The organism is Pseudomonas sp. NFACC42-2, assembly GCF_900116055.1.
Lineage (GTDB): Bacteria > Pseudomonadota > Gammaproteobacteria > Pseudomonadales > Pseudomonadaceae > Aquipseudomonas > Aquipseudomonas marginalis.
On record NZ_FOZO01000016.1, the window covers coordinates 53,630 to 78,324 of the forward strand.

The window sequence follows — 24,695 nt, forward strand, 5'->3', positions numbered from 1 at the left end:
AATGATCAGCTCGCTGGTTGCCAGATTTCGTCGACAGGTGGGCCGTTGGCGATGCATCGCCAGCCGCCGGTCGCGTCCTGCAGCTGTTGGGCCGCGTGTTGCAGGTCCTCCCGTGTGCGGGCCTGGATCAGCTGTTGAAGCCGGTACAGGTAATCCGACGGATGGCCCGCCAGGCGCGCGTGCCAAAGCAGTTCGGCGCTTTGGGTGATCGCTAACGTCGCAGCGCAGAACTGCTGTGCCAAGGCATGATTGCCCACGTCACCGGTGCCGTCGATCAACAACGGTAGGTGTTTCAGGAAGGCTTGCAGGTGATCGACGATACCTGCCAGTGAAACGCTGGGTGATTGCACACCGAAGAGAAGGCCGATTTGCCCGTTGATCTGTCGGACACCGCTGAATACGGCGTAGCCCAACTGCAACTCGACCCTCAGGCGTTGGTAAAACGGCCCTTGGAGCAGGTGCCCAAGCAGCCGCCATGAGGCTTCATCGGCCAGGGATTGGCTGGGTGCCGGGCAAAACAGCAGCACGGCGGCTTCGGTTGAGTGAGTTTTAACCGTATGCCACACACGTTGACCACCGAGGTGTTGAAGAGACGGTTCGAAGTGTGCAGGTTGCCCAGGCAGACGGGCGGCGGCCGCCTTTATCAACGTTTCACATGCGGCGGGCAGACTCAGCCCCAGGCCGTGCCAGCGTGCAGTGGCCCAGGATCCAGGCTGTTCGCTGGCGTCGGCATGGCCGGTGGCGCAGCACGCGGGCAGGGCCTGGAGCAGTTCCCGGATAGCGATCATGGGCGCAGGTGTCGGGGCAGTTTCCTGCGGCAGGTTCAGGTGTTGCGCCAACGCCTCCAGCACGGCTGGCATCGGCTCGTGCAGCCCCATCATTTTCACCCGCCAATCATTGCCGGTGGCTTCGAACGATAATTCGACGCCCGCCTGGCGCGCATGCTCACGCAATGGCTGCAAGGTGTTTTCCAGCCCGGCAGGCGCTGGCGCGTCGAAGCGCCACTGCACGTACAGCGCGCCTTCATCGCCGTCATCCGCCAAGGCCTGGCTGAAGGTCAGCGCCGATACGTCCCTTCGCCCCCGTGAACGATCCTGGGCAAACGTGCGCAAGCCTCGGTGAGCGCTGGTTTGGCCACGGATCAGGCCGGCGCGTTCTTCTTTGGCCGGTGGGCGCAGGAACGGGTTGTTCGGGGGCAGTTGCCAACGATGTTCGGCGGGCGGCAAGTGCAGTGAATCAAGCAGGGCCTTGAGCGTGGCGACGCCCTGTTCACTGAGGTCTTCGCTGTCGTTTCGAGCCAATGCCAGGGCGCCCTGGACCTGTTGTTGGCGAGCGTTCAGCAGGGCGAATTCTTCGCGCAGTGGCGTCCAGTCGCTGTGGGCGAAAAAGCTCAGCCAGTCGTGCAGCAGCGTCTCAATGGGTGTGGTCGGTTCGTCCTTGCTGTCGAGTGTAAAGTCGATATCCAGTACGGCTTGTCCGGCGAAGTGGTACAGCACCGATGCCTGCAGGGCGCTGGCCAAGTGTCGGGTTTTCAACTCGGCGAGCAGCCCGCCCGGCGCAGAAGCATTGAGCCAGGTGCAGAGGAAATCCAGGGCTTCGCGGGGCCCTTCACAGGTGATGACGTGGTGCAGGTGGTTGTTGTCGATGTGTTGATAGCGCCGAGCCTGGCCTTGCATCAAGGCCGGTGGTGAGGCCTGCGGATGCAAGGGGCCAGCGATCAGTTGCGCGCTGAAACGCTGCGCCAGGTCTTCCAGCTCATCCAGCGTCTGCGGGCCGGCGAGGCTCAAGGTCATCTGCCCGCTTTGATAGACATGTCCGTGGAATTCCCTGAGTGCCTTTTGAAATTCCTCGCGCTCCACCGGCAGGCTGTCGCGGTTGCCCGCGTGAAAGCCGCGCAGTGGATGATCCGCTGCCAAGCCTTCAAGCAGCGCCACCTGCTGCTGTGCCTTGGCATCCTGGGACCAGGCGACGTACTCGGCGTGCAGCACTTCGCGCTCGCGCAGTTGATCTTCCAGGGTCAGGCGCGGATGGGTCAGCATGTCCGCCAGTCGCTCCAGCCCGTGGGCAAAGACTGAAACCGGTAGTTCAAAGAAGAAGTCCGTGGTGCGTTCGCGGGTGCTTGCATTCACTTGGCCGCCGTGGCGCTGCACGTAGGCCATAAGGCCTTCGCCCGTAGGGAAGCGTTCGGTTCCCAGAAACACCAAATGCTCAAGAAAATGCGCCAGCCCCGGCCAGGCCAACGGCACGTCGTGGCTACCGGCAGCGACCCGCAGCGCCGCCGCGCAACGTTTTAAGCGCGGTGCATGGCGCAGGGAAACCCGAAGGCCATTGGCCAGGGTCAGGTGAACGGGATAAAGGTGGGCCGGGGCGGGCATGGGCACTTCCAGAACGGGGCAAGTGCCTATGCTAACAAACCCATTCAATCAGGGCTTGTGCAGCGGGCCGTAAAGCTCGGGACGCCGGTCTTGCAGGTAATGGTTGGCGGCGCGGGCGTCGAGGATCGATTGCCGGTCCACTGTCCCGACAATCAAGGCTTCATCCAGGCCCGCCTGGGCGATTCGCTGGCCATCCGGTGCGGCAATGCTGCTTTGCCCGCAGTACTGGATATCGCCTTCGTGCCCGCAGTAATTGGCGTAGGCCACATAGCACTGGTTTTCGAAGGCCCGCGCCCGCACGGTGACATCGGCGACAAAGTCGAACGGCACCATATTGGCGGTGGGCACCAGGATCAGCTCGGCACCGGCCAGGGCCAGGCGTCGGGTGTTTTCCGGGAACTCGAGGTCATAGCAGATCAGGAACCCCAGCTTCCATCCGTTGAGTTCCACCAGCGGGAAATCATCATCGCCGGCACTGAACATCGAGTGATCCAGATCGCCGAACAGATGGGTCTTGCGGTAGTTGCACAGGCGCTGGCCGTGGGCGTCGATCAACTGCACGGCGTTGTAGATCTGCCCGTCTTGGGCCCGCTCCGGATAGCCGTACAGAATGGCTCGCCCGGCGTTTTGTGCGATTTCGGCAATGGCTTGCGCAGACTCCCCATCCTGCGCTTCGGCCAATGCACCTACGGCTTCGGCGCCGATGTTGTAACCGGTGAGGAACATCTCCGGCAGCACCAGCACATCGGCATCGGTCGCTTCATGCGCGAGCTGGTGCAGGCGCTTGAGGTTCCCGGCTACATCCAGCGGTAGCGGCGGGCATTGGTACAGGGCGACACGCATGGCGTAACTCCTTAATCGGCCAGGGCAATCGGCCCGATCTCATCGAACACATCACCCGGCCCCGGGTTCTCGGGGTGAGTGCTGCCGCCAAAGTGGGTCATGATGCCCCACACCGCGTTCAATGAGGTTTGTACCGCGCCCTCCACCCATGCTGGAGTCCAGGACACGTCGTCACCGGCGATAAAAATCCCACGTTGTTCAGCGGGCATGTCCTTCTGCATGAAGTGCGCATACATGCGCTGGTTGTAGCGGTAGTGACCTGGCAGCGCGCCTTTGAAGGCCCCGAGGAAATGCGGGTCGGCCTCCCAGGACACAGTGATTGGGTCGCCGATGATGCGCGCCTTGATGTCGACTTTCGGGTAGATCTTGTTCAAGGCGTCCAGCGCCAGTTTCACCCGCTTGTCGATGGGCTGCGGGAGCATTTTCAGCGCGTCGCTCATCCACGAGTACGACAGGCAGATCACCCCTGGTTTGTCCTCGCCGTTGTCGAAAAGGTAAGTGCCGCGCGTGAGGCGATCGGTGAGGGTCATGCTCATCAGGTCGCGGCCGGTCTCCGGGTCTTTGTCTTTCCAGAATGGGCGGTCGACCATCACGAAGGTCTTTGACGATTGCATGTAGCGCGTACGGTCCAGGGCCATCCACATCTTTTGCGAGAACAGGGTTTCATCGCACTCGATCTGGGTGGTCAGCAGCCAGCTTTGGCAGGTGGTGAGCACGGCCGCGTATTCGCGGGTATCGCCGTAGTTGTCGGTCACCGCGAAACGGCCATCGGCAGCATGGGCAATGCGTTTTACCCCGGCCCGTGGTGCACCGCGGTGCAGCGAGCTCAGGCTGGTACCGGCGGGCCAGTGGGCGCATCGTTCCGGCACATGGCGCCAGATGCCCATCGGCACCTGGGCTACGCCGCCGACCACCAGATGCTGGTGATCGTCACAGTTGGTCATGACCACGCGGAATATTTCCAGCATGGAGTTGGGGAAATCCGAGTCCCAGCCACCGGTGCCGAAGCCCACTTGTCCAAAGACCTCGCGGTGGTGGAACGACAACTTGGCGAAGGCCTTGGAGGTGGCTACGAAGTCGTAGAAGGTGCGGTCGTCCCACAAGGGCACCAGCTTGTTCCACAGCGCTTTGAGGCGCGGCACATCACGGTCGCGGATGGCTTGCTGGATATCGCCGAACTGCGAGCCGGCTTCCAGGGCGTCGGCCCAGGCGTCAGCCACTTCCTGGAACAGCGCAGGCAGATCGGATAGCTTTTGTGCGTAGTGGGTCTGGCCTTCGAGATCGATCACCGTACTGCCGGACGCTGGCGTCAGTGGGTTGGGGAAGGGTTTGGTTTCCAGGCCCAGCTTGTCGACGTAGTGATAGAACGCGGTAGATGACACCGGAAAACGCATCCCGCCCAACTCGGCGATGATGCCTTCGGCGCCTTCGAAGGCCTGGGAACGCAAACGGCCGCCCATCTTCGAGGCCTCATACACCACGGGCTTGAGGCCCAGCTTCATCAGCTCGTAGGCGGCGACCAGCCCGGCGATACCGGCGCCGACGATGGCCACTTCAGCACCATGGTTGGCGGCGGGGATACTGCCGAGTCCGGCGGGGTGTTCGATCCAGTCATCGAAGGCGAACGGAAAATCCGGGCCAAAGATGGTGATGGGTTTTTTACCGTCGGCAGGGTGGCGATGGGTCTTGCTGATGGTGCTGGACGGAATGCTCATGGCGGGCCCTTGCTGACGACTCGGCGGGAAGTAACCCGCTGAGTATAGGAAAAGATGGCAGCCAGTTTAGGGAGCGTTGCGTTCGTTAATAAGACGCAAAGTGTCGTCGGAATGAATTGTTTTTAGTCATAGTGACGAATTAGGTGGTCAGATTGGTTGGCCGCGATCCAATTTGTTACTGAGGATGATCGATGTGGTGGTTTTCTCCACGCCATCGACACTGCCGATCTGGTCCAGTAATTGATCGAGCTGTTCCGGCGAATCGGTGCGCAACCAGGCCACGTAATCGAACTCGCCGCTGACCGCGCACAATTGTTGAACCTGGGCCATGGCGCTCAGCCTGCGCAGCACTTCTTTGCCCGAGCGCGGTTGCACGGTGATCCCCACATAGGCCTGCAAGCCGCCATCTGCAACGCGTTGACCCAGGCGCACACCATAACCGGTGATCACCTGGGTTTTCTCCAGGCGCGCAAGGCGCGACGTCACCGTGGTGCGCGCAATGCCCAACTGCCGGGCGAGCATGGCCACGCTTTCGCGGGCGTTGATCTGCAGGGCGGCGATCAACTGGCGATCGATTTCATCTAGAACAGGCACGTGGGGCTCCGTGACGGGCGGCAATAGGAACGCATGCTACAGGCTTGGATCGGCCAGCAGGCAGCGGGCAAACAGTTGTGGCACCGGCAGGTGACGTTGGCTGTAGCGGCTCAGCAGGATGATCTCGCGGTAAAATGTCAGCTTGCCCAGCGGGATTATTCTTACTTGGGGCGAGCGCTCCAGCCACAAGCCTGCCTTTGGAATCAACGATACGCCCAGGCCACACTCCACCATCCTGACGATGGCTTCGAGTTCATCCAGCTCCAGCGCCACTTGCACCTCAAGCTTCTGCTCGCGCAGAAACCGGCTCACGAGTCGGCCGCCAAACGAAGCACGGTCATAGCGCACATGGGGCTGGGTGTTGAGTAGGTGCAAAGGGTCGTCGCCCACCAATGTGTTCGGCACGACCAACACGAACGGCTCCTTGCGCAGCACCTGCACATACAGCTCCTTGGGCAGGTCGAAGGGCGGTCGAATGATGATTGCCGAATCCAACTCTCCAGCGTCGACCTGGTTCAACAGCTCCAGGGAGACACCAGGCACCAACTTGCACTCAACCGTTGGCGCGGCCTGGCGCAAGCGCACCAACGCCTGGGGCAGCAAACCGGTTTGAGCCGTAGTGATAGCACCGACTTTCAACTCACCCCGGTATTCATTGGTATTCACCGGCACCGCAATGCGGTTGAAGGTTTCCAGAATCTCCTTGGCCAAGGGTAATGCGCGCAAACCGGCGGCATTCAGGGTGGCCTGGCGGCCGGTGCGGTCGAACAGCTGCACGCCCAGCGCTTGCTCCAATTGACGAATCTGGGCACTCACCGCTGACTGCGTCAGCCCGATATGCATGCCCGCTGCCGCAAACGTCCCGTGGCGCGTTACCGCAATAAAGGTCTTCAATTCACGCAGCATGGATGTCCCGATTCATCAAATTTTTTTGAGCTCGACGCAAAAACTATCGTCTTTTCATCGTTGGGAGCAAGGCTAAACTCGGCTTACTAACGCCCATAGAGGTTTGAACTGATGACACTCGCGCCCTTTCACCTGGCAATTCCGGTATTCGATCTCGCCGCTGCACGGCACTTCTACGGCGACGTCTTTGGGTTGGAGGAGGGCCGCTCCAGCGAACACTGGGTCGACTTCAACTTCTTCGGCCATCAACTGGTGATCCACGAACACCCGAAAACCGCCTCCCAGGAAGCCGCCCACACCAACGCCGTCGACGGCCACGACGTGCCCGTGCCGCATTTTGGCGTGGTGCTGGGCTGGGAGGATTGGCACGCCCTGGCAGACCGTTTACAGGCGCGGCAGACGACGTTTGTGTTGGAACCGCATATTCGGTTCAAGGGACAGGTGGGGGAGCAGGCGACATTGTTCCTGTTCGACCCGTGCGGCAATGCGTTGGAGTTCAAGGCGTTCAGGGATATTGGGCAGTTGTTTGCGAAGTAAGGTTGTGGGCAACCCACCCACGCAAAACGTCTAGGCCAGACACACAAAAGCCGCGCAATGCGCGGCTTTCGAATTGGTGGGCCCACACGGACTTGAACCGTGGACCAAAGGATTATGAGTCCTCTGCTCTGACCAACTGAGCTATAGGCCCTCAGTAGGTCGCGGATTATAACGATGGTTTCTCCACTGTGCTATCCGAAAAATCCTCAATGCTCCTGTGAAGGAAGGTAGCCGCAAAAAGCTCGGGCGGTAGCGGCAGGCTGACGATGTAGCCCTGCATCTGTTCGCAGCCTTCAGCGGCCAGGAAGGCTTGCTGCGCGGGGTTCTCCACGCCTTCTGCGATGATGGTGAATTGCATGCTGTGGCCCAGGGCGATGATGGCGCGCACGATGGCGACGTCGTGGGGATCGTCAGGTAGGCCGCGGACGAAGGACTGGTCGATCTTCAGGAAATCCAGGGGCAGGCGCTTGAGATAGCTGAGGGACGAATAGCCGGTGCCGAAATCGTCGATCGCCAGCTGTACGCCCAGGCGCTTGAGTTGGTGCAGGACTGCCAGCGCTTCTTCGGCCTGGCTCATGATGAAGTTTTCAGTGATCTCCAGTTGCAGGCAGCCCGGTTCGAGGCTGTAGTCGCGCAGTAGCTGTTCGATACGAGCCAGTAAACCAGGGTGACGCAGTTGCGCGCCGGCGAGGTTGACCGATAGCGGGCCAAAACCATCGAAAGTGCTTTGCCAGGTGTGCATTTGCAGGCAGGCGTGCTCCAGCACCCAGTCGCCAATCTGCAGGATCATGCCGTTCTCTTCGGCCAGGGCAATGAAGTGTTCGGGCGAGACGTCGCCAAAGGTGGGGTGGTGCCAGCGGATCAAGGCTTCGGCGCCGATCAATCCTTGTGTCAGCAGGCTCAGTTTTGGCTGGTAATACAGGACCAACTCATCACGTTCGATGGCTCGCCGCAGTTCGTGCTCCAGTGCCACGCGCTCGTTGGCCTGGGCTGTCAGGTCGCGGGTGTAACTTTCGACCCGGTTACGCCCCTTGGCCTTGGAGCGGTACATCGCGGCGTCGGCGTTCTTGACCAGGGTGGCCACGTCGGTACCGTCCTGGGGGTACAGGCTGGTGCCGATGCTGGCGCTGATGAAGAACTCGTGTTCGCCGGCCTGGAACGGTGGGGTGAAGCAGGCCAGCAGCTTATTGGCCAGTTGCTCGGCGTCGCTGGCGTGTTGCAGGCCGGGTAGAAGGATGATGAATTCATCGCCGCCCAGGCGCGCGACGGTGTCGATGTCACGCAGTTGCTCCTTGAGGCGTACGGCGATGTCTTTGAGCAGCAGGTCGCCGATCGGGTGGCCGAGGCTGTCATTGATGTGTTTGAACCGATCCAGGTCGAGAAACAGCACCGCGCCTTGTTTGCCGGTTTCCTGATGGCCGTTGAGGGCCGCCTGCAGCCGACTTTCAAACAGCGTGCGGTTCGGCAGGCCGGTCAGTGGGTCGTGGTGCGCCTGATAGTCGAGGCGCGCCTGGGCCAGCTTGAGGCTGGAGATGTCGGCAAACACCGCGACAAAATGCGTGATCAACTGGTCGCGGTTGCGCACGGCGCTGATGGTCAGCCAACTGGGGTACAACTCACCGTTCTTGCGGCGGTTGGAGATTTCGCCCTGCCAATGCCCTTGGGCCGTCAACTGGTGCCACATGGCGGCGTAGAAGGCACTGTCATGCAGGCCGGAGGCGAGCAGGCGCGGTGTCTGGCCAAGGGCTTCGGCTTCGCTGTAGCCGGTGATCTCGCTGAAGGCGCGGTTGACGGCGCTGATGTTCTGGCGCGTGTCGGTGATCAATACGCCCTCGGCGGTACTCTCGAATACCGTGGCGGCCTGTTGCAGTTTTTCCTGCATCAACTGGCGCTCGGTGATGTCCCGGGCGATGGTGAGCATGCAGTCTTCACCGGCAATTGGCAGTGGCCGGCTGGAGACTTCGCACAGCCGGATCTGCCCGTCGCTGCGGCGTATATGGCAGATGAAGTCACGCACGTATCCATCTCGATGCATCAACTCCAGCATGTGCTTGCGTTCGTTAAGATCGACCCAGATGCCCAGGTCAAGGGTCGATTGGTCGAGGGATGTCGTACTGTTGAAGCCGGTGATGCGACTGAAACCATCGTTCACTTCAATCAGCAGGCCATCCCGCTGGCGGCTCAGCAGCAAGCCATCGGGAGAGGCGTGGAAGGCCTTGGCGAATTTCTCTTCGGAGATTTGCAGTTGTTGCTGGGTTTCCTTGAGCTGGGTGATATCGCGGACCACCACCACAATGGCTTCAGTGGTGTCGAGTTGAAACGGCTCGGCGGAAATCAGCCCGATAAAGGCCTGGCCATTGCTGCGCAGAAAGGGCATTTCCAGGTTGCGAATGCTGGTGGTTTGCACGCGTTGCAACAGGTCGGGACAGATACCGGGGATGCCCCAGATATTCAGGGCGGTCGCGTTTTTTCCGATCACCTCTGCGGCTTTCAGGCCTACTTGATCCTCAAATGCTTTGTTGACCTCAAGCAGGCAGCCATCGGACAGCCGCGCGATCACCAGGATGTCCGGGCATTGCTGAAACACGGAAGCAAACTTTTGCTCGGAAAGCTGCAGCGCCTCTTCAGTACGTTTGGCTTCGCTGATGTCGATCATCAAGCCCCGCAACACTGGCTCATGGCCGTGTTCGATCAGGCTCACAATGTCGCGCACCCAAAGGCAGCGGCCGTCCGCCGTGATCACCCGATAGTCGATGCTGTGGTCGCGGTTGGCGCGGGTTTCCCGGTAGCAATAGGCTTCGGCGCGGATGAGGTCGGCGGGGTGAATGATGTTGCGCCAGAAGCCCGGAATCAGCCAATGGGCGCGCGGGTAACCGAGCAGATCCTCGGCGTGGGGTGACACATAGCTGTAGGTGAAATCGCTAACGCTGGCTTCCCAGGCGATGGCGGACAGGCTCTCCACCAGGCCGCGATAGTGGTATTCGCTGCTGCGCAGTTCCTGTTCGAGGGCGACGCGGCGGGAGATTTCCGAACTCAGCCGGCGATTGATCCTAATGACGATGGCCAATACGGTGCTCAACAACAGCACCGCGGGCAGGCCGTACATCAGCAGGTCGGTCCAGAACGTACGATGGCCGGTGAGGCTGCCCACCCAGTGTTGCTGGATGGCTTCTGTTTCAGCAGGGCTGAGGTCGGCGAGAACCTTGTCCAGGATACCCACCAGTATTTTGTTGTCCCGTGGTACACCCATCGCCAATTGATAGCGGTACGGCGTTTCGCCACTTACGTACAGGCCATCGAGCTTGAGCTGGCGCAGACTCCAGACGCTCGACGCGAGGTCGCCCACCACGGCGTCGACTTCGTCGGTGGCCAAGGCCTGCAGCGTCGAACTGACATTGGGCAGGGTCACTAGGTTGAGGTCTGGATGGTGGGTGCGTAGCAGTTCATGGGGGGCATAATTTTCCACCACGGCAATCTTCAACCCATAAAGGTCTTTGAGGTTGCGTGGTCGGGCGCCGCCTTCATGGGCGAGGATGACAATGGGAAAGTCCAGGTAAGGACGTGTGAATGCCATGAAGTCCTGGCGTTCGGGGGTAGACATGATGCCCGGCAGCAGGTCGAGTTGGTTGTGGCGTGCCTGCTCCAGCAAGGCACTCCAATTGACCGGCTCAATCAGTTTGATCCTGACCCCCAGGCGTTCCTGGATCAGGCGTACGTAGTCCGCCGCCAGGCCTTGGTAGCGGCCCTCTTCATCACGGTATTCGAAGGGTGGCCAGGAGGCGTCCACCCCCACGCGCAACTCCTGATGGTCCGCCAGCCAGCCACGCTCATCATCGCTAAGAGTCAACGCGCCAGCCGTTGCGGTCCAGGTCAGCAGCGACAGCAGTAACACAGTCGGCAATCTGGGCATAACGGTCTCGTTATGGCACGGGGAATGTTTCGAGTGTAGACGGGCATTGCGGGGGAGGGGATTTGCGCAGGATTTTATCTGTACAAAGCAAAACCCCCGGCCTGGGCCGGGGGTTCTGGTGTCACTCGTCGAGGAAGGAGCGCAGATGCTCGCTTCGCGTCGGGTGGCGCAACTTGCGCAACGCCTTGGCTTCGATCTGGCGGATCCGCTCGCGGGTCACGTCAAACTGCTTACCGACTTCCTCAAGGGTGTGGTCGGTATTCATGTCGATGCCGAAACGCATGCGCAGTACCTTGGCTTCACGGGCAGTGAGGCCGGACAGTACGTCGCGGGTCGCTTCCTTAAGGCTCTCAACAGTGGCGACATCGATTGGCGACTGCATGGTCGAGTCTTCGATGAAGTCACCCAGGTGGGAGTCTTCGTCATCACCGATCGGGGTTTCCATGGAGATCGGCTCTTTAGCGATCTTCAATACCTTACGGATTTTATCCTCAGGCATTTCCATGCGTTCGCCCAGCTCTTCCGGGGTCGGTTCACGACCCATTTCCTGCAACATCTGCCGGGAAATACGGTTGAGCTTGTTGATCGTCTCGATCATGTGCACCGGAATACGGATGGTGCGGGCCTGGTCGGCGATCGAGCGAGTGATCGCCTGACGGATCCACCAGGTGGCATAAGTCGAGAACTTGTAGCCGCGACGGTATTCGAACTTGTCCACAGCCTTCATCAAGCCGATGTTGCCTTCCTGGATCAGATCGAGGAATTGCAGGCCACGGTTGGTGTACTTCTTGGCGATGGAGATCACCAGACGCAAGTTCGCTTCAACCATCTCTTTCTTCGCGCGGCGGGCCTTGGCCTCACCGATCGACATGCGACGGTTGATGTCCTTGATCTCGGCAATCGTCAGACCTGTTTCGGTCTCGAGTGCGGTCAGCTTCTGCTGGCAACGGATGATGTCCGGCTGCAGGCGACCAATGGCTTCAGCGTACTTCGCCTTGCCTTTGGCCAGGGCGTCGCTCCAGCTTTCGTCAACTTCGTGGCCCGGGAACTGGCGCAGGAAGTCGGTACGCGGCATGCGCGCATCACGGACACAGAGCTGCATGATCGCGCGCTCTTGTGCACGCAGACGCTCAAGGGCGCTACGAACCCGTTCAACCAGGCCTTCGAATTGCTTCGGGACCAGCTTGATCGGCATGAACAGCTCAGCCAGCGCCAGCAGCTCGGCAATTGCCAGCTTGTTGGAGCGACCGTGCTTTTTCAGGGCCTTGCGGGTGATTTCCATTTGATCGGAAACCGCGCCGAAACGCTGGGCAGCAATGATCGGGTCTGGGCCGCTTTCGACTTCGTCTTCGTCGTCGGTGCTGGCTTCAGCCTCGTCGTCTTCGGTGTCATCGTCCGCTTTCGCGGCTTTGGCATCGACAGGCGGCGGTACTTCGGCAGCAGGCGGCGCGATGCCGTCGTCCGGGTCGATATAACCGCTCAGGACGTCGGACAGGCGGCCACCTTCGGTGGTGACGCGAGTGTACTCGGAGAGAATGTGGTCAACCGTGCCAGGGAAGTGCGCGATTGCGCCCATCACTTCACGGATACCCTCTTCGATACGCTTGGCGATTTCGATCTCGCCTTCGCGCGTCAGCAACTCGACGGTACCCATTTCACGCATATACATGCGCACAGGGTCAGTCGTGCGACCGATGTCGGTCTCCACCGCGGCCAACGCGGCAGCGGCTTCTTCAGCGGCTGCCTCGTCGGTATCGGCGTCGGCCAACATAAGGGCGTCCGCATCCGGAGCACTCTCGTGTACGGGGATCCCCATGTCATTAATCATGCGGATGATGTCTTCCACCTGCTCTGGATCTGAAATATCCTCAGGCAGGTGATCGTTGACCTCTGCGTAAGTCAGATACTTCTGCTCACGACCAAGGGTGATCAACTCTTTGATACGAGACTGCTGTTGCGCTTTTCCGGACATAACACCCTATCCACTGAAGGTCTTGGCGGGCAAAAAACAAGCCGAGGATTATACCCGAGCTATGACCTCACACGCCAGCTGAGGTCGGGTTTGATGCGGAAACATTCTGTTTTAAGAGGTCGCGCATCTGTTTTGCTATCTGAATTTGCTCTTCAGCCGATAATCCCGGCTGTCTTGCTCTCTTGATGAGTTCATCGAGGGTCTGCGTGTGCTGGCCCGCGGATAACCTAGTAATGGTGTCTAAAAACTGTTGTTCAAGGTTATCGCCGTCAATTAGCCACTCCTTTTCCGCGAGCGCCTTCAACAAACGACCCTGTTCTGTGCCATGCCAGCGAGCCATCAGCTGAATGGAGTTTAGCTTAGGATTTTTCTGCACGGCCTCGATCAGTGCGATCAGCACCTGAGCGTAGGTATTGCTCGCGTTGGCAAAATGGTCGGCGCTTTCAACCTTGCTCGCTAATTGCGGGTGGTGGATAAGCGTGCGCAGGGCAATCAATGTGGGCGCTTCTACGGCGACCGGCGTGCGCGGGGCGTAGGCCTCATCGCGATCGCCGCGCTTGCCGTTTTTGCTCCAGGGTTTCTTGTCCCATTTCTTGCCGCCGGCACCGGGCTTCTTCGGCGTCCATTCCTGCTGGGGGGCATACGCCTCCTGGGGTTGATGGAAGTCGGCATAGTCCGGCATGGCGTCATAATCCATGCCTGGGTCGTAGGCAGGCGGCGCGTCCTGCGGCGCGCTGTGCACCAGCTGGCTGACGGCTTCGCCACTCAGTCCTGTAATTTCCAGCAGGCGTTGGCGCATCAGGGTGCGCAGGTTCGCGCCTGGAACCTTGTCGATCAAGGGGGCCGCGAGGGTGGCCATATGGGCCTTGCCTTCGAGGGAGCGTGGGTCGGCTTCTTCGGTCAGTTGCTGGAAGAAATAGTCCGCCAACGGCTGCGCATGTTGATTGATGCGGGCGCGGAATGCGTCGGTGCCTTCGGAGCGCACCAGGGTATCCGGGTCTTCCCCTTCGGGCAGGAACAGAAAGCGTGCGCGGCGCCCATCCTGCAGGCTCGACAGCGTGGCTTCGAGCGCCCGCCAGGCGGCGTTGCGGCCGGCCTGGTCGCCGTCGAAGCAGAACAGCACGCTTGGCACGACGCGAAACAGGCGCTTCAAGTGTTCTTCGCTGGTGGCGGTGCCGAGGGTGGCCACGGCGTTGCGCAAGCCCTGCTGGGCCAGGGCGATCACGTCCATATAGCCTTCGACCACGATGATTTCATCGAGGTTTCGATTGTTCTTGCGCGCCTCGAACAGGCCATAGAGTTCCTGGCCCTTGTGGAATACCGGGGTTTCCGGGGAGTTCAGGTACTTGGGTTTGTCATCCCCCAGCACCCGGCCACCGAAGGCGATGATGCGACCGCGGCTGTCGCGGATCGGGAACATCACGCGGTCGCGGAAGCGGTCGTAGCGCTTGCCGGTCTCGGCGTTCTCAACCAGAAGGCCGGCGTCGATCATGGCTTTTTGCTGCAGGGTGTCGCTGCTCAGGTGTTTGTACAGGTTGTCCCAGCCCGGTGGGGCAAAGCCGAGTCCGAAGTCGCGGGCGATTTCGCCGGTCAGGCCGCGTCCCTTCAGGTAGTCGACGGCGGCCTTGCGCTGCGGATGGCTTTTAAGGGCTTGACGGTAGAAGTCGGCAGCGGCAGTCAGCAGCGGGTACAGCGGCGAGTCGGTGGGTTGCCGTGGTTTATGCGGGCGGCCACTTTCTTCGCGGGGGACTTCCATGCCGGCGGCTTTCGCCAGGTCCTCGATCGCCTGGGGAAAGTCCAGGTTGTCGTGGTCCATCAGGAAGCCGAGGGCGTTGCCGCCTGCGCCGCAGCCGAAGCAGTAGTAGAACTGCTTGTCGGGGCTGACGCTGAATGACGGGGTTTTTTCCTTGTGGAACGGGCAGCAGGCCGTGTAGTTTTTGCCGGCTTTCTTCAATTGCAGGCGCGAGCTGACAACATCGACAATGTCGGTGCGGTTCAGAAGGTCGTCAATAAAGCTCTGGGGAATCAGCCCGGCCATGGCGTTCTCGTCATCACTGCGTGTAAATGAGTGCCCGTGAAGTGCTCAGGCGCACGTATCGAATGGCTTGACCATCAATCGTCTGCTTGGGCTGTCAGGAAGTGTATCTGCCGAACATTCACTGACGTTAGTTTCAATCAGTGTGTCGGCCTGGAAATGTTGCCCTCGAGTCCGGCGCGGGCCAATCGTGGCCTCGGATGCTCGTCGCTGGGCACAGCCGATACAGTTGATCGTCTGCTTACAAAATGAGTGTGCTCGTCAGTAGCCTTGTTAGGCTCGTCAGAAGAGACGTGCACCGCTGGCAAAAGAGCCAGTCCTGACGTTTGAAGCAGGTGTATCAGTCGCGTGTGCGGCGTCAACGATGAAGCATCAAGCGATGTCCGCAAATGCCAACAGCCCGGCTGAGGGCCGGGCTTGGCAGAAGCTTGCTACGAACGTCTGTGTATTAGTACAGACGAACGGCGCGGCGCTGTTCGCGCTGAACTTTCTTGGCGTGACGCTTAACAGCGGCTGCTGCTTTACGCTTACGCTCAGAAGTTGGCTTCTCATAAAATTCGCGGCTACGAACTTCAGCCAGAACACCGGCTTTTTCGCAGGAGCGCTTGAAACGACGCAGAGCTACGTCGAAGGGTTCGTTCTCTTTTACTTTGACGGCTGGCATCCAGAGCTACCTTCTTTCATTACCGGGAATCAACGTTCTCGTCGCAAAAAATTCGCGGCTGAGGTCGTCGGTTTTTAAGGGTTGCGGATGTTAACCCCTCATTGGCAGGAATGCAAAGCCTCTGATCGAAAACCGCTAGTCGGGAGGGGGAGTGGCGACTATTATGCGCGCCTTCGAATTCAGCCTCTACAAGGCGCAAACCCATGCTAGTACTGGGACTTGAAACCTCCTGCGACGAAACCGGTGTCGCACTTTACGACAGTGAACGCGGGCTTTTGGCCGATGCACTGTTCAGTCAGATCGACTTGCATCGGGCCTATGGCGGCGTTGTGCCGGAGCTGGCCAGTCGTGATCACGTCAAACGTATGCTGCCGTTGATTCGCCAGGTGTTGGACGAGGCCGGTTGCGTGCCGACCGAGATCGATGCGATTGCCTATACGGCGGGCCCCGGATTGGTCGGAGCCCTTCTGGTTGGCGCCTCTTGTGCCCAGGCGCTGGCTTTTGCCTGGGGCATTCCGGCCCTCGGCGTGCACCATATGGAAGGCCATTTACTGGCGCCGATGCTGGAAGAAAACCCGCCGCAGTTCCCGTTCGTCGCTTTGTTGGTTTCGGGCGGGCATACGCAGCTGGTCCAGGTCGACGGAATCGGTCAATACACGCTGTTGGGCGAGTCCTTGGACGACGCCGCCGGCGAAGCTTTCGACAAGACCGCGAAGATGATGGGCCTCAATTACCCGGGTGGGCCGGAAATCGCCCGCCTTGCCGAAAAAGGCGTTGTCGGTCGCTACACCTTTCCGCGCCCGATGTGCGATCGCCCTGGCCTGATGTTCAGCTTCAGCGGCTTGAAAACCTCCGCGTTGAATACCTGGCAGCACAGTGTCAGCGCCGGGGACGACAGTGAGCAAGCCCGTTGCGACATCGCGCTGGCGTTCCAGCAGGCCGTGGTGGAGACTTTGACCATCAAGTGCAAGCGTGCCCTGAAACAGGCCGGCATGAAGCGCCTGGTGATCGCCGGTGGCGTCAGCGCCAACAAGGCGTTGCGCAGTTCATTGGAAAAGATGCTCGGTGATATGAAGGGGGATGTGTTCTACGCCCGCCCTGAGTTCTGCACCGACAACGGCGCGATGATCGCCTATGCCGGTTGTCAGCGCCTGCAGGCGGGGCAGCACGAAAGCCTGGCGATCAGCGTGCAGGCGCGCTGGCCGATGGAGCAACTGCCGCCCTTGTAAGGGTGCAACGTGAGTGGGGCTCATTGACGGTATTTAAAAATGCCGTTCGCGCCCGGCAAACAGGTCGCGTAGATTGCCCCGGTGTCGCCAGACGATCAGCAGGGTCAGCACGCTCATCGGCAGCAGCGCCGCCGGTTCCTGCCAGGCCAGCAACGGCAGGGTGAGCGGTGTGGCGATCAGCGCCGCCAGCGAGCTGGTGCGGGTCAGGTAGAACGTCAGCAGCCAGGCGAGCACGGCCAGCAACGCCGCCGGCGGGTAGATTCCCAGCAGCATGCCGGCTGCCGTGGCGACACCTTTACCGCCGCGAAAACGGAAGTACAGGGGAAACAAATGGCCGAGGACGGCGCACACGCCCACCCAGGCCTGCTGCTGCAGGGGCAGGCCGGCGAGGTTGGCGATCAGTACGGGCAACAGGCCCTTGCATACGTCGCCAAGCAGCGTCAGTACGGCGAGCTTCTTGCCGGCCAGGCGCAACATATTGGTGGCGCCGGCATTGCCTGAACCACTCATTCGCGGGTCGGGATTTCCCGTCAGGCGGCTGAGCAAAATGGCGAAGGACAGCGAGCCGAGCAGGTAGGCGAGAATCGCCAGTGACCAAAACATGCTAACTATTCCGGGCGAGGATGCCCTGATTCTAACGGGGCATCGCGCCCTTGTCGTGCTGCGGAGAAGAGCTTGGACAGAGTGTTTATCGAAGGCCTGGAAGTCGACACCGTGATCGGGGCCTACGACTGGGAGCGCGGGATCCGCCAATGCCTGCGCCTGGACCTGAGCTTCGCTTGGGATAATCGCCCGGCTGCAGCTGGCGACGACCTGGCCCTGGCGCTGGATTACGCCAGCGTGTCCGCGCGGATCCAGGCCTTTGCCGAGCAGTCCCAGTACCAGTTGGTCGAGACCTTTGCCGAACGCCTGGCCGAAGTGCTGATGAGCGAGTTCCAGATTCCCTGGCTGCACCTCAAGCTGACCAAACCCGGCGCAGTGCCGGCTGCCAAGGGTGTAGGCGTGGAGATTGAGCGCGGATGTCGCTGACTCAGGTTTACCTTGGCCTCGGTAGCAATATCGAGCGCGAGCCCCACCTGCGCGCCGGACTCGACGCGTTGGCGAGTTTCCTGACGGATATGCGCTGCTCGGCGGTGTTCGAGAGCCAGCCGGTGGGCATCAAAAGCGGGCCGTTCTTCAATCTGGTGGTGTCGGCCTATACCGACCTGTCATTGATGGAGTTGGATCGTCGGTTGAAATCCATCGAGGCTGACAATGGCCGCTATGCGCCGGATCGCAAAGGCCTGCCGCTGGATATCGACGTGCTGCTGTATGGCGAGTTGGTGGGTGACTTCGATGGTTTGATCCTGCCGCGGGCGGAGATCCTGAAAAATGCCTTTGTGCTGTGGCCGCTGTCGATGATGGCGCCGGACCGGGTGCACCCTGAAGCGGGCAAGACGATGGCTGCGTTGTGGCGTGATGCTCGGATTGATCAGGTGCTGGCGCCTGTCGGGTTTGAATGGCAGGGCCAGCAGCTCACCCCGGACTCGCTCCTACAAGGGTTTGTGTAGTTCCTTGTAGGCTTTGAGTGCCCTGAGTCGTTCGCGCTTGAGCGCCTCGCCCAACTCCGGCCCCTTGAATCCCTGCTCAAGCAGTGGCGCCACGGCAACCTCGCGCGCTGCTTTCGCCGCGCCGCGTAAGTAATCCGCCTGTGGATAACTTCTTTGCTCCAGTCCCTTGCGGCCCCGGGCATCCATTTCGCAGGCGACCACAAACTCCTCAAAGCGCTGTGGCCTGCGGTATACGTCAAAGCTTTGCAGCAACTCCAGCAGCGTCGAGGCTTTCAGCTCCAGTGCGCGATGACCGTGGGTGTGATACTGGCCCACCAACAGCGCCAATTCCTGGCAGTCCCTCGGCACTTTGAAGCGCTCATTGACGGCCTTGATCAGCTTCAAGCCTCGATGCTCATGAGCGATGTGCTGCGGTAACTTATCCACAGGCGTCAGGCCCTTGCCCAGGTCATGCAGCAGGCAGGCCCAGCGTACGGTCAGGGGCTGTTTGTGCAACGCAGCTTGTTCCAGCACGCTCAAGGTGTGCACGCCAGTATCTATCTCGGGGTGATGGGCTTCGGGCTGTGGCACGCCGAACAATGCATCGACTTCCGGCATCAAGGTTTTCAGCGCATTACAGTCCCGAAGTACCTGGATAAATACCTGGGGCTGATCTTCCATCAACGCCCTGGAGATTTCTTTCCAACTGCGCTCTGGGGTCAGGGCTTCCAATTCACCGGACTCGCTGAGTTGACGCATCAGCTCCAGTGTCTCCGGTGCTACCGTAAAACCCAGGTGTGCGTAGCGCGCGGCAAAACGGGCAACGCGGAGGACTCGGAGGGGATCTTCGGCGAATGCGGGGGAAACGTGACGAAGTATGCGGGACTCAAGGTCGCGCTGGCCGTGATACGGATCAGTCAGGTTACCGTCGTCGTCTTCGGCCATGGCGTTGATGGTCAGGTCGCGACGGATCAGGTCTTCTTCCAGCGTCACCTCGGGGCTGGCGTGAAACACAAAACCACCGTAACCCCGACCACTCTTGCGCTCGGTGCGGGCCAGGGCGTACTCATCGCCGTTTTTCGGGTCCAGGAACACCGGGAAGTCCGAACCCACTGGCTTGAAACCCTTGGTGAGCATTTCTTCGGTGCTCGCGCCGACGACCACGCGGTCGACATCGGTGACCTTGATGCCCAGCAGGCGGTCACGCACGGCGCCGCCGACTTTGTAGATTTTCATGAAAAAGCCTCCATTAGCGGCACAGGATACCGCCTGTGCCTGGCCAATGGAGGCTTTGCTGTTTCAGAGATGAACGACGGCCAGGTCCAGGCGACCGTAGTCGTTGTCGTTGTGATCGTTGCGCGGTGGCACATGGTGGGTCTTCATCACTTGGTCGCCTTGCAGGGTTTCCAGGTGGATGTCGAAGCCCCAGAGCCGATGCAGGTGCTTGAGCACTTCTTCGGTGGATTCGCCCAAGGGTTTGCGGTCGTGCTGCTGGTGGCGCAGGGTCAGCGAGCGGTCGCCGCGCACATCGATGCTGTAGATCTGCACGTTGGGCTCACGGTTGCCCAGGTTGTATTGCGCCGCCAGGGTTTCACGGATGGTGCGGTAGCCGGGTTCATCGTGGATGGCCGGCACCACCAGGTCATCCTTGAGGTCATCATCCAGGATGCTGAACAGTTTGAGGTCGCGGATCACCTGGGGTGAGAGGTACTGCAGGATAAAGCTCTCATCCTTGAAGCTGCTCATGGCGAACTTGATCGTCGACAGCCAGTCACTGCCGGCGATTTCCGGGAACCAGCGGCGGTCCTCATCGGTGGGGTGTTCGCACATGCGCCGAATATCGCGGTACATGGCAAAACCCAGCGCGTAAGGGTTGATCCCGCTGTAATACGGGCTGTCGAAGCCGGGTTGGAACACCACGCTGGTGTGGGACGTCAGGAACTCCATCATGAAGCCGTCGGTGACCAGGCCTTCGTCGTACAGGTCGTTCATGAGCGTGTAGTGCCAGAACGTCGCCCAACCTTCGTTCATCACCTGGGTCTGGCGCTGTGGGTAAAAGTACTGGGCGATCTTGCGTACGATACGCACGATTTCCCGTTGCCACGGCTCCAGCAGCGGTGCGTGCTTTTCCAGGAAGTACAGGATGTTTTCCTGGGGTTCGGAAGGGAACCGCGCGTTGTCCTTGTCGCTGTTCTTGCCGGCGCGTTTGGGAATGGTGCGCCACAGGTCGTTGATCTGCTTCTGCAGGTGCTCTTCGCGCTCCTTCTGGCGCAGGCGCTCTTCCTCGGCAGAAATAGGGTATGGGCGCTTGTAGCGGTCGACGCCATAGTTCATCAGGGCATGGCAGGAGTCGAGCAAGTCCTCCACGGCGTCGATACCGTGGCGCTCCTCGCACTGCATGATGTACTGCTTGGCAAACACCAGGTAATCGATGATCGAGCTGGCGTCGGTCCAAGTGCGGAACAGGTAGTTGCCCTTGAAGAAACTGTTGTGCCCATAGCAGGCATGGGCCACCACCAGCGCCTGCATGCAGATGGTGTTTTCTTCCATCAGGTAGGCGATGCACGGGTCGGAGTTGATCACGATCTCGTAGGCCAGGCCCATCTGGCCCCGGGTGTACGACTTTTCGGTACTGAGGAAATGTTTGCCGTACGACCAGTGGTGGTAACCCAGGGGCATACCAACGGAAGCATAGGCATCCATCATCTGTTCGGCCGTGATCACTTCGATCTGGTTGGGGTAGGTGTCCAGGGCATAACCCGCCGCGATGCGGCTGATTTGCCGGTCATAGGCCTGGATCAGTTCAAAGGTCCACTCGGAGCCGGTGGAAATGGGTTGGCGCTTAGTCTCTTTTTTGGCGGTCATGTCACTAACCTGCGCTGGAAGAGTTCACGGAAGACCGGATAGATATCGCCGGCCGAGACCAGTTGCTGCTGGGCGAACGTGTCGGCAAAGGCTTCGCCGATGCGCTCGTATTCGAACCACAGGGCCTGGTGCTCACGGGGGGTGATTTCGACGTAAGTGTAGTACTGCACAAACGGCATGATGTGGTTGATCAGGATGTCGCGGCAGATCGGCGAATCGTCGTTCCAGTTGTCGCCGTCGGAGGCCTGGGCCGCGTAGATATTCCACTCGTTGGCCGGGTAGCGCTCGGCCATGATCTCCTGCATCAGCTTCAAGGCGCTGGACACGATGGTGCCGCCGGTTTCCCTCGAGTAGAAGAACTCCTCCTCATCCACTTCCCGTGCGCTGGTGTGATGGCGGATGAACACTACGTCGATCTTGTCGTAGTTCCGCTTCAGGAACAGGTACAGCAGGATAAAGAAACGCTTGGCGATGTCCTTGGTCGCCTGGGTCATCGAGCCTGACACGTCCATCAGGCAGAACATCACGGCTTTTGAGCTGGGGTTGGGTTGTTTGACCAACAGGTTGTACTTGAGGTCAAAGGTATCGAGGAACGGCACGCGGTGGATACGCGCGCTGAGTTTCTCTATTTCCGCCTCGATTTCCTGGATATCGCCGAAGTTGTCTGGTTCTTCGCGCTTTAAACGCGCCAACTCTTCCTTTGCCGTCCTCAATTTGGCACGACTGCTGCCCGAGAGGGCGATACGCCTCGCATGGGCCGAGCGCAGCGTGCGGATGATGTTGATTCGAGAGGGGTTGCCTTCGTTGCTGATCCCGGCGCGTACGGTCTTGAAGGTATCGGTGCCGGTCAGGTTACGCTTGACCAGGTTGGGCAGTTCCAGGTCTTCGAACATGAATTCAAGGAATTCTTCCTGGGTGATCTGGAACACGAACTCGTCCATGCCTTCGCCGGAGTTGCCGGCCTTGCCCGGGCCTTTGCCACCGCCACCGCCCTGCGGGCGCTGGATATGCTCGCCGGTGGTGAACTCTTTATTGCCGGGGTGCACGACAGTCTGCTTGCCGCCCCGGCCGTGGTGCAGCACCGGTTCGTCGATGTCGCGTCCGGGAATGCTGATTTGTTCGCCATGCTCCATGTCTGTAATGGAGCGGCGGCTGACGGCCTCTTCAACGGCCTTTTTGATGTGGTCACGGTAACGCCGCAGGAAACGCTGGCGGTTTACCGTGCTCTTGTTCTTGCCATTAAGGCGTCGGTCGATCACATAGCTCATGAGGAGCCCTCCGGGCAGCTTCACGTTACAAGCTTCAAGCGGCGAGCTGGAAGCTTAGAGACAAGCGGTCAACTGCCAGGCCCATGACCTGGCAGTTGACGCCCATCGCTGCCTTACTGCGATTTGCGCACCCGCAGGTACCACTCGGAGAGCAGTCGTACCTGTTTGTCGGTGTAGCCGCGCTCGACCATTCGTGTGACGAAGTCGTTGTGTTTTTGCTGGTCCTCCTTGCTGGCCTTGGCATTGAAGCTGATGACCGGCAGCAGATCCTCGGTGTTGGAGAACATTTTCTTCTCGATGACCACCCGCAGCTTCTCGTAGCTGAGCCAGGTAGGGTTCTTGCCGTTGTTGTTGGCGCGGGCACGCAGTACGAAGTTGACGATTTCGTTGCGGAAATCCTTCGGATTGCTGATGCCGGCGGGTTTTTCGATCTTCTCCAATTCTTCGTTGAGGGCTACGCGGTTGAGGATTTCGCCGGTTTCCGGGTCACGGTATTCCTGGTCCTGGATCCAGAAGTCCGCATACAGCACGTAGCGGTCGAAGATGTTCTGGCCGTACTCGCTGTAGGACTCCAGGTACGCGGTCTGGATTTCCTTGCCGATAAACTCGATGTAGCGCGGCGCAAGGTATTCCTTGAGGAAGCGCAGGTAGCGTTCGCGGGTTTCGGCCTGGAATTGTTCCTGTTCGATCTGCTGCTCCAGCACATACAGCAGGTGCACCGGGTTGGCGGCGATCTCATGGGGGTCGAAGTTGAAGACCTTGGACAGGATCTTGAACGCAAAGCGCGTCGACAGGCCGTTCATGCCTTCATCCACGCCCGCTGTGTCGCGATATTCCTGGATCGACTTGGCCTTGGGATCGGTGTCCTTGAGGTTCTCGCCATCGTACACGCGCATCTTCGAATAGATATTCGAGTTTTCCGGCTCCTTGAGGCGCGACAGCACGGTGAACTGGGCGAGCATCTTCAGGGTGTCCGGTGCGCAATGGGCCTTGGCCAGCGAGCTGTTGAACAGCAGCTTGTCGTAGATCTTGATTTCATCGCTGACCCGAAGGCAGTACGGCACCTTGACGATGTAGATCCGGTCGATGAAGGCTTCATTGTTCTTGTTGTTGCGGAAGGTGTGCCATTCCGATTCGTTGGAGTGGGCCAGCAGGATCCCGGTGAACGGAATCGCGCCCAGGCCTTCGGTACTGTTGTAGTTGCCTTCCTGGGTGGCGGTGAGCAGTGGATGCAGCACCTTGATCGGCGCCTTGAACATTTCCACGAATTCCATCAGGCCCTGGTTGGCCCGGCACAGTGCGCCCGAGTAGCTGTAGGCGTCGGCGTCGTTCTGCGGGAATTCCTCCAGTTTGCGGATATCGACCTTGCCCACCAGCGCCGAGATGTCCTGGTTGTTCTCGTCGCCCGGTTCGGTCTTGGCCACGCCGATCTGGTTGAGGATCGACGGGTAGAGTTTCACCACGCGGAACTGGCTGATATCGCCGCCGAACTCGGCCAGGCGCTTGGTGGCCCAGGGCGACATGATGGTGTTGAGGTAGCGTCGTGGGATACCGAAGTCTTCCTCGAGGATCGCGCCATCTTCCGTGGCGTTGAACAGGCCCAGGGGCGACTCGAAGACCGGCGAGCCCTTGATGGCGTAGAAGGGCACCTTCTCGATCAGTTGCTTGAGTTTTTCGGCCAGGGACGATTTACCACCGCCAACGGGGCCGAGCAGGTAGAGGATCTGTTTCTTCTCTTCCAGGCCTTGGGCGGCGTGGCGGAAGTAGGAGACGATCTGGTCGATGCATTCTTCCATCCCATGGAAGTCTTCAAAGGCCGGATAGCGACGGATCACCTTGTTGGAAAATATTCGCGACAGGCGCGAATTATTGGCGGTTTCCACCAGCTCCGGCTCGCCGATCGCCAATAACAGGCGTTCGGCGGCAGATGCGTAGGTGCTGCGGTCCTGCTTGCACAGCTCGAGATACTCTTGCAGCGTGAGTTCTTCCTGCTGTGTGGACGCGAAGCGTTGTTGGAAGTGGCTGAAAATACTCATGACGTCGTCACCTCGCTCGATACGTGGAGCCGACGCCGGATCTATCAGTCGATGCTGGCAGTCATTGACGAACGCCAATGGCTGTTTTCCCCCCAGAACACCCTGAAACGCTACCGATGACCCGTACGCCGGTGTACCGGCTCTCCCCTGATTCGGATGGCCTGCGCTTAAGGATAGTCGGAATCGGAGAGGGCAAGGGATGATGAGCAATTAGTTT

Annotated in this window: 18 protein-coding genes and 1 tRNA gene; 4 read left to right on the forward strand and 15 right to left on the reverse strand. The window is 60.0% G+C overall.

Annotated elements, in window-relative coordinates:
- Positions 1-5: 5 nt before the first annotated feature.
- The 5 genes from pqqF to BM416_RS23070 all read right to left on the reverse strand — a co-directional run bounded on the left by pqqF (position 6) and on the right by BM416_RS23070 (position 6,433).
- On the reverse strand, positions 6-2,375 hold the full coding sequence (gene pqqF, locus BM416_RS23050; protein ID WP_092489572.1) for a pyrroloquinoline quinone biosynthesis protein PqqF: 2,370 nt from the start codon (positions 2,373-2,375) through the stop codon (positions 6-8).
- Between the two features lie 48 nt (positions 2,376-2,423).
- Positions 2,424-3,218: a carbon-nitrogen hydrolase family protein gene (locus BM416_RS23055; RefSeq protein WP_092489573.1), complete on the reverse strand. Its 795-nt coding sequence runs from the start codon at positions 3,216-3,218 to the stop codon at positions 2,424-2,426.
- 11 nt (positions 3,219-3,229) lie between these two features.
- Positions 3,230-4,912 carry a flavin monoamine oxidase family protein gene (locus BM416_RS23060; RefSeq protein WP_092489595.1) on the reverse strand — a complete coding sequence of 561 codons (1,683 nt, stop codon included), beginning with the start codon at positions 4,910-4,912 and terminating at the stop codon, positions 3,230-3,232.
- Between the two features lie 168 nt (positions 4,913-5,080).
- A complete protein-coding gene (locus BM416_RS23065) occupies positions 5,081-5,527 on the reverse strand; it encodes an Lrp/AsnC family transcriptional regulator (RefSeq protein ID WP_032883895.1) in 447 nt (148 codons plus the stop codon).
- A gap of 36 nt (positions 5,528-5,563) precedes the next feature.
- Entirely contained in the window at positions 5,564-6,433 is an 870-nt protein-coding gene (locus tag BM416_RS23070; protein WP_092489574.1) for a LysR family transcriptional regulator, read from the reverse strand.
- Between the two features lie 111 nt (positions 6,434-6,544).
- Between BM416_RS23070 and BM416_RS23075 the strand changes: the two genes are divergently transcribed.
- The gene (locus tag BM416_RS23075; RefSeq protein ID WP_027605927.1) at positions 6,545-6,970 is read left to right on the forward strand and encodes a VOC family protein; all 426 of its coding nucleotides are present in this window, start codon (positions 6,545-6,547) and stop codon (positions 6,968-6,970) included.
- Between the two features lie 74 nt (positions 6,971-7,044).
- On the opposite strand, the gene BM416_RS23080 is transcribed toward BM416_RS23075, so the two are convergent.
- The 5 genes from BM416_RS23080 to rpsU all read right to left on the reverse strand — a co-directional run bounded on the left by BM416_RS23080 (position 7,045) and on the right by rpsU (position 15,551).
- Positions 7,045-7,121: transfer RNA gene (locus tag BM416_RS23080), tRNA-Ile, on the reverse strand.
- Positions 7,122-7,136: 15 nt separating this feature from the next.
- Positions 7,137-10,880, reverse strand: coding sequence for an EAL domain-containing protein (locus BM416_RS23085; RefSeq protein WP_092489575.1), 3,744 nt, complete (start codon positions 10,878-10,880; stop codon positions 7,137-7,139).
- A gap of 121 nt (positions 10,881-11,001) precedes the next feature.
- Positions 11,002-12,852 (reverse strand): RNA polymerase sigma factor RpoD, encoded by a 1,851-nt coding sequence (rpoD, locus tag BM416_RS23090; protein WP_065925398.1) that lies wholly within the window; start codon positions 12,850-12,852, stop codon positions 11,002-11,004.
- Between the two features lie 67 nt (positions 12,853-12,919).
- Entirely contained in the window at positions 12,920-14,890 is a 1,971-nt protein-coding gene (gene dnaG, locus BM416_RS23095; protein ID WP_027605924.1) for a DNA primase, read from the reverse strand.
- A 445-nt stretch (positions 14,891-15,335) separates the two neighbouring features.
- The gene (gene rpsU / locus BM416_RS23100) at positions 15,336-15,551 is read right to left on the reverse strand and encodes a 30S ribosomal protein S21 (protein WP_002551877.1); all 216 of its coding nucleotides are present in this window, start codon (positions 15,549-15,551) and stop codon (positions 15,336-15,338) included.
- Between the two features lie 203 nt (positions 15,552-15,754).
- On the opposite strand from rpsU, the gene tsaD reads away from it, so the two are divergent.
- On the forward strand, positions 15,755-16,780 hold the full coding sequence (gene tsaD / locus BM416_RS23105; RefSeq protein ID WP_027605922.1) for a tRNA (adenosine(37)-N6)-threonylcarbamoyltransferase complex transferase subunit TsaD: 1,026 nt from the start codon (positions 15,755-15,757) through the stop codon (positions 16,778-16,780).
- Between the two features lie 33 nt (positions 16,781-16,813).
- Here the strand turns inward: tsaD and plsY are convergent, their stop codons facing one another.
- Positions 16,814-17,383, reverse strand: coding sequence for a glycerol-3-phosphate 1-O-acyltransferase PlsY (gene plsY / locus BM416_RS23110; RefSeq protein ID WP_027605921.1), 570 nt, complete (start codon positions 17,381-17,383; stop codon positions 16,814-16,816).
- Positions 17,384-17,455: 72 nt separating this feature from the next.
- Between plsY and folB the strand changes: the two genes are divergently transcribed.
- Together folB and folK are read left to right on the forward strand one after the other, a co-directional pair.
- Positions 17,456-17,809 carry a dihydroneopterin aldolase gene (gene folB, locus BM416_RS23115; RefSeq protein WP_046069798.1) on the forward strand — a complete coding sequence of 118 codons (354 nt, stop codon included), beginning with the start codon at positions 17,456-17,458 and terminating at the stop codon, positions 17,807-17,809.
- Positions 17,800-18,330 (forward strand): 2-amino-4-hydroxy-6-hydroxymethyldihydropteridine diphosphokinase, encoded by a 531-nt coding sequence (folK, locus tag BM416_RS23120; RefSeq protein WP_092489576.1) that lies wholly within the window; start codon positions 17,800-17,802, stop codon positions 18,328-18,330. The genes folB and folK overlap by 10 nt, the downstream gene beginning before the upstream one ends.
- Here folK and BM416_RS23125 read toward each other — a convergent pair.
- The 4 genes from BM416_RS23125 to BM416_RS23140 all read right to left on the reverse strand — a co-directional run bounded on the left by BM416_RS23125 (position 18,313) and on the right by BM416_RS23140 (position 24,478).
- Positions 18,313-19,545: a multifunctional CCA addition/repair protein gene (locus BM416_RS23125; protein WP_092489577.1), complete on the reverse strand. Its 1,233-nt coding sequence runs from the start codon at positions 19,543-19,545 to the stop codon at positions 18,313-18,315. The genes folK and BM416_RS23125 overlap by 18 nt on opposite strands.
- Before the next feature lie 63 nt (positions 19,546-19,608).
- Positions 19,609-21,174: a SpoVR family protein gene (locus tag BM416_RS23130; RefSeq protein WP_092489578.1), complete on the reverse strand. Its 1,566-nt coding sequence runs from the start codon at positions 21,172-21,174 to the stop codon at positions 19,609-19,611.
- Positions 21,171-22,442, reverse strand: a complete 1,272-nt coding sequence (locus BM416_RS23135; protein WP_065925392.1) for a YeaH/YhbH family protein — start codon at positions 22,440-22,442, stop codon at positions 21,171-21,173. Before BM416_RS23135 ends, BM416_RS23130 begins: the two co-directional genes overlap by 4 nt.
- A gap of 113 nt (positions 22,443-22,555) precedes the next feature.
- The gene (locus BM416_RS23140; RefSeq protein ID WP_003194732.1) at positions 22,556-24,478 is read right to left on the reverse strand and encodes a PrkA family serine protein kinase; all 1,923 of its coding nucleotides are present in this window, start codon (positions 24,476-24,478) and stop codon (positions 22,556-22,558) included.
- Positions 24,479-24,695: the final 217 nt, after the last annotated feature.

Bases quoted from the DNA above. Each gene is read 5' to 3' on its own strand.
- dnaG (WP_027605924.1), bottom strand. From the start codon at position 14,890: ATGGCCGGGCTGATTCCCCAGAGCTTTATTGACGACCTTCTGAACCGC.
- tsaD (WP_027605922.1), top strand. From the start codon at position 15,755: ATGCTAGTACTGGGACTTGAAACCTCCTGCGACGAAACCGGTGTCGCA.
- rpoD (WP_065925398.1), bottom strand. From the start codon at position 12,852: ATGTCCGGAAAAGCGCAACAGCAGTCTCGTATCAAAGAGTTGATCACC.
- pqqF (WP_092489572.1), bottom strand. From the start codon at position 2,375: ATGCCCGCCCCGGCCCACCTTTATCCCGTTCACCTGACCCTGGCCAAT.
- BM416_RS23140 (WP_003194732.1), bottom strand. From the start codon at position 24,478: ATGAGTATTTTCAGCCACTTCCAACAACGCTTCGCGTCCACACAGCAG.
- folK (WP_092489576.1), top strand. From the start codon at position 17,800: ATGTCGCTGACTCAGGTTTACCTTGGCCTCGGTAGCAATATCGAGCGC.
- BM416_RS23075 (WP_027605927.1), top strand. From the start codon at position 6,545: ATGACACTCGCGCCCTTTCACCTGGCAATTCCGGTATTCGATCTCGCC.
- rpsU (WP_002551877.1), bottom strand. From the start codon at position 15,551: ATGCCAGCCGTCAAAGTAAAAGAGAACGAACCCTTCGACGTAGCTCTG.
- BM416_RS23135 (WP_065925392.1), bottom strand. From the start codon at position 22,442: ATGAGCTATGTGATCGACCGACGCCTTAATGGCAAGAACAAGAGCACG.
- BM416_RS23055 (WP_092489573.1), bottom strand. From the start codon at position 3,218: ATGCGTGTCGCCCTGTACCAATGCCCGCCGCTACCGCTGGATGTAGCC.
- BM416_RS23130 (WP_092489578.1), bottom strand. From the start codon at position 21,174: ATGACCGCCAAAAAAGAGACTAAGCGCCAACCCATTTCCACCGGCTCC.
- BM416_RS23085 (WP_092489575.1), bottom strand. From the start codon at position 10,880: ATGCCCAGATTGCCGACTGTGTTACTGCTGTCGCTGCTGACCTGGACC.
- BM416_RS23070 (WP_092489574.1), bottom strand. From the start codon at position 6,433: ATGCTGCGTGAATTGAAGACCTTTATTGCGGTAACGCGCCACGGGACG.
- BM416_RS23125 (WP_092489577.1), bottom strand. From the start codon at position 19,545: ATGAAAATCTACAAAGTCGGCGGCGCCGTGCGTGACCGCCTGCTGGGC.
- plsY (WP_027605921.1), bottom strand. From the start codon at position 17,383: ATGTTTTGGTCACTGGCGATTCTCGCCTACCTGCTCGGCTCGCTGTCC.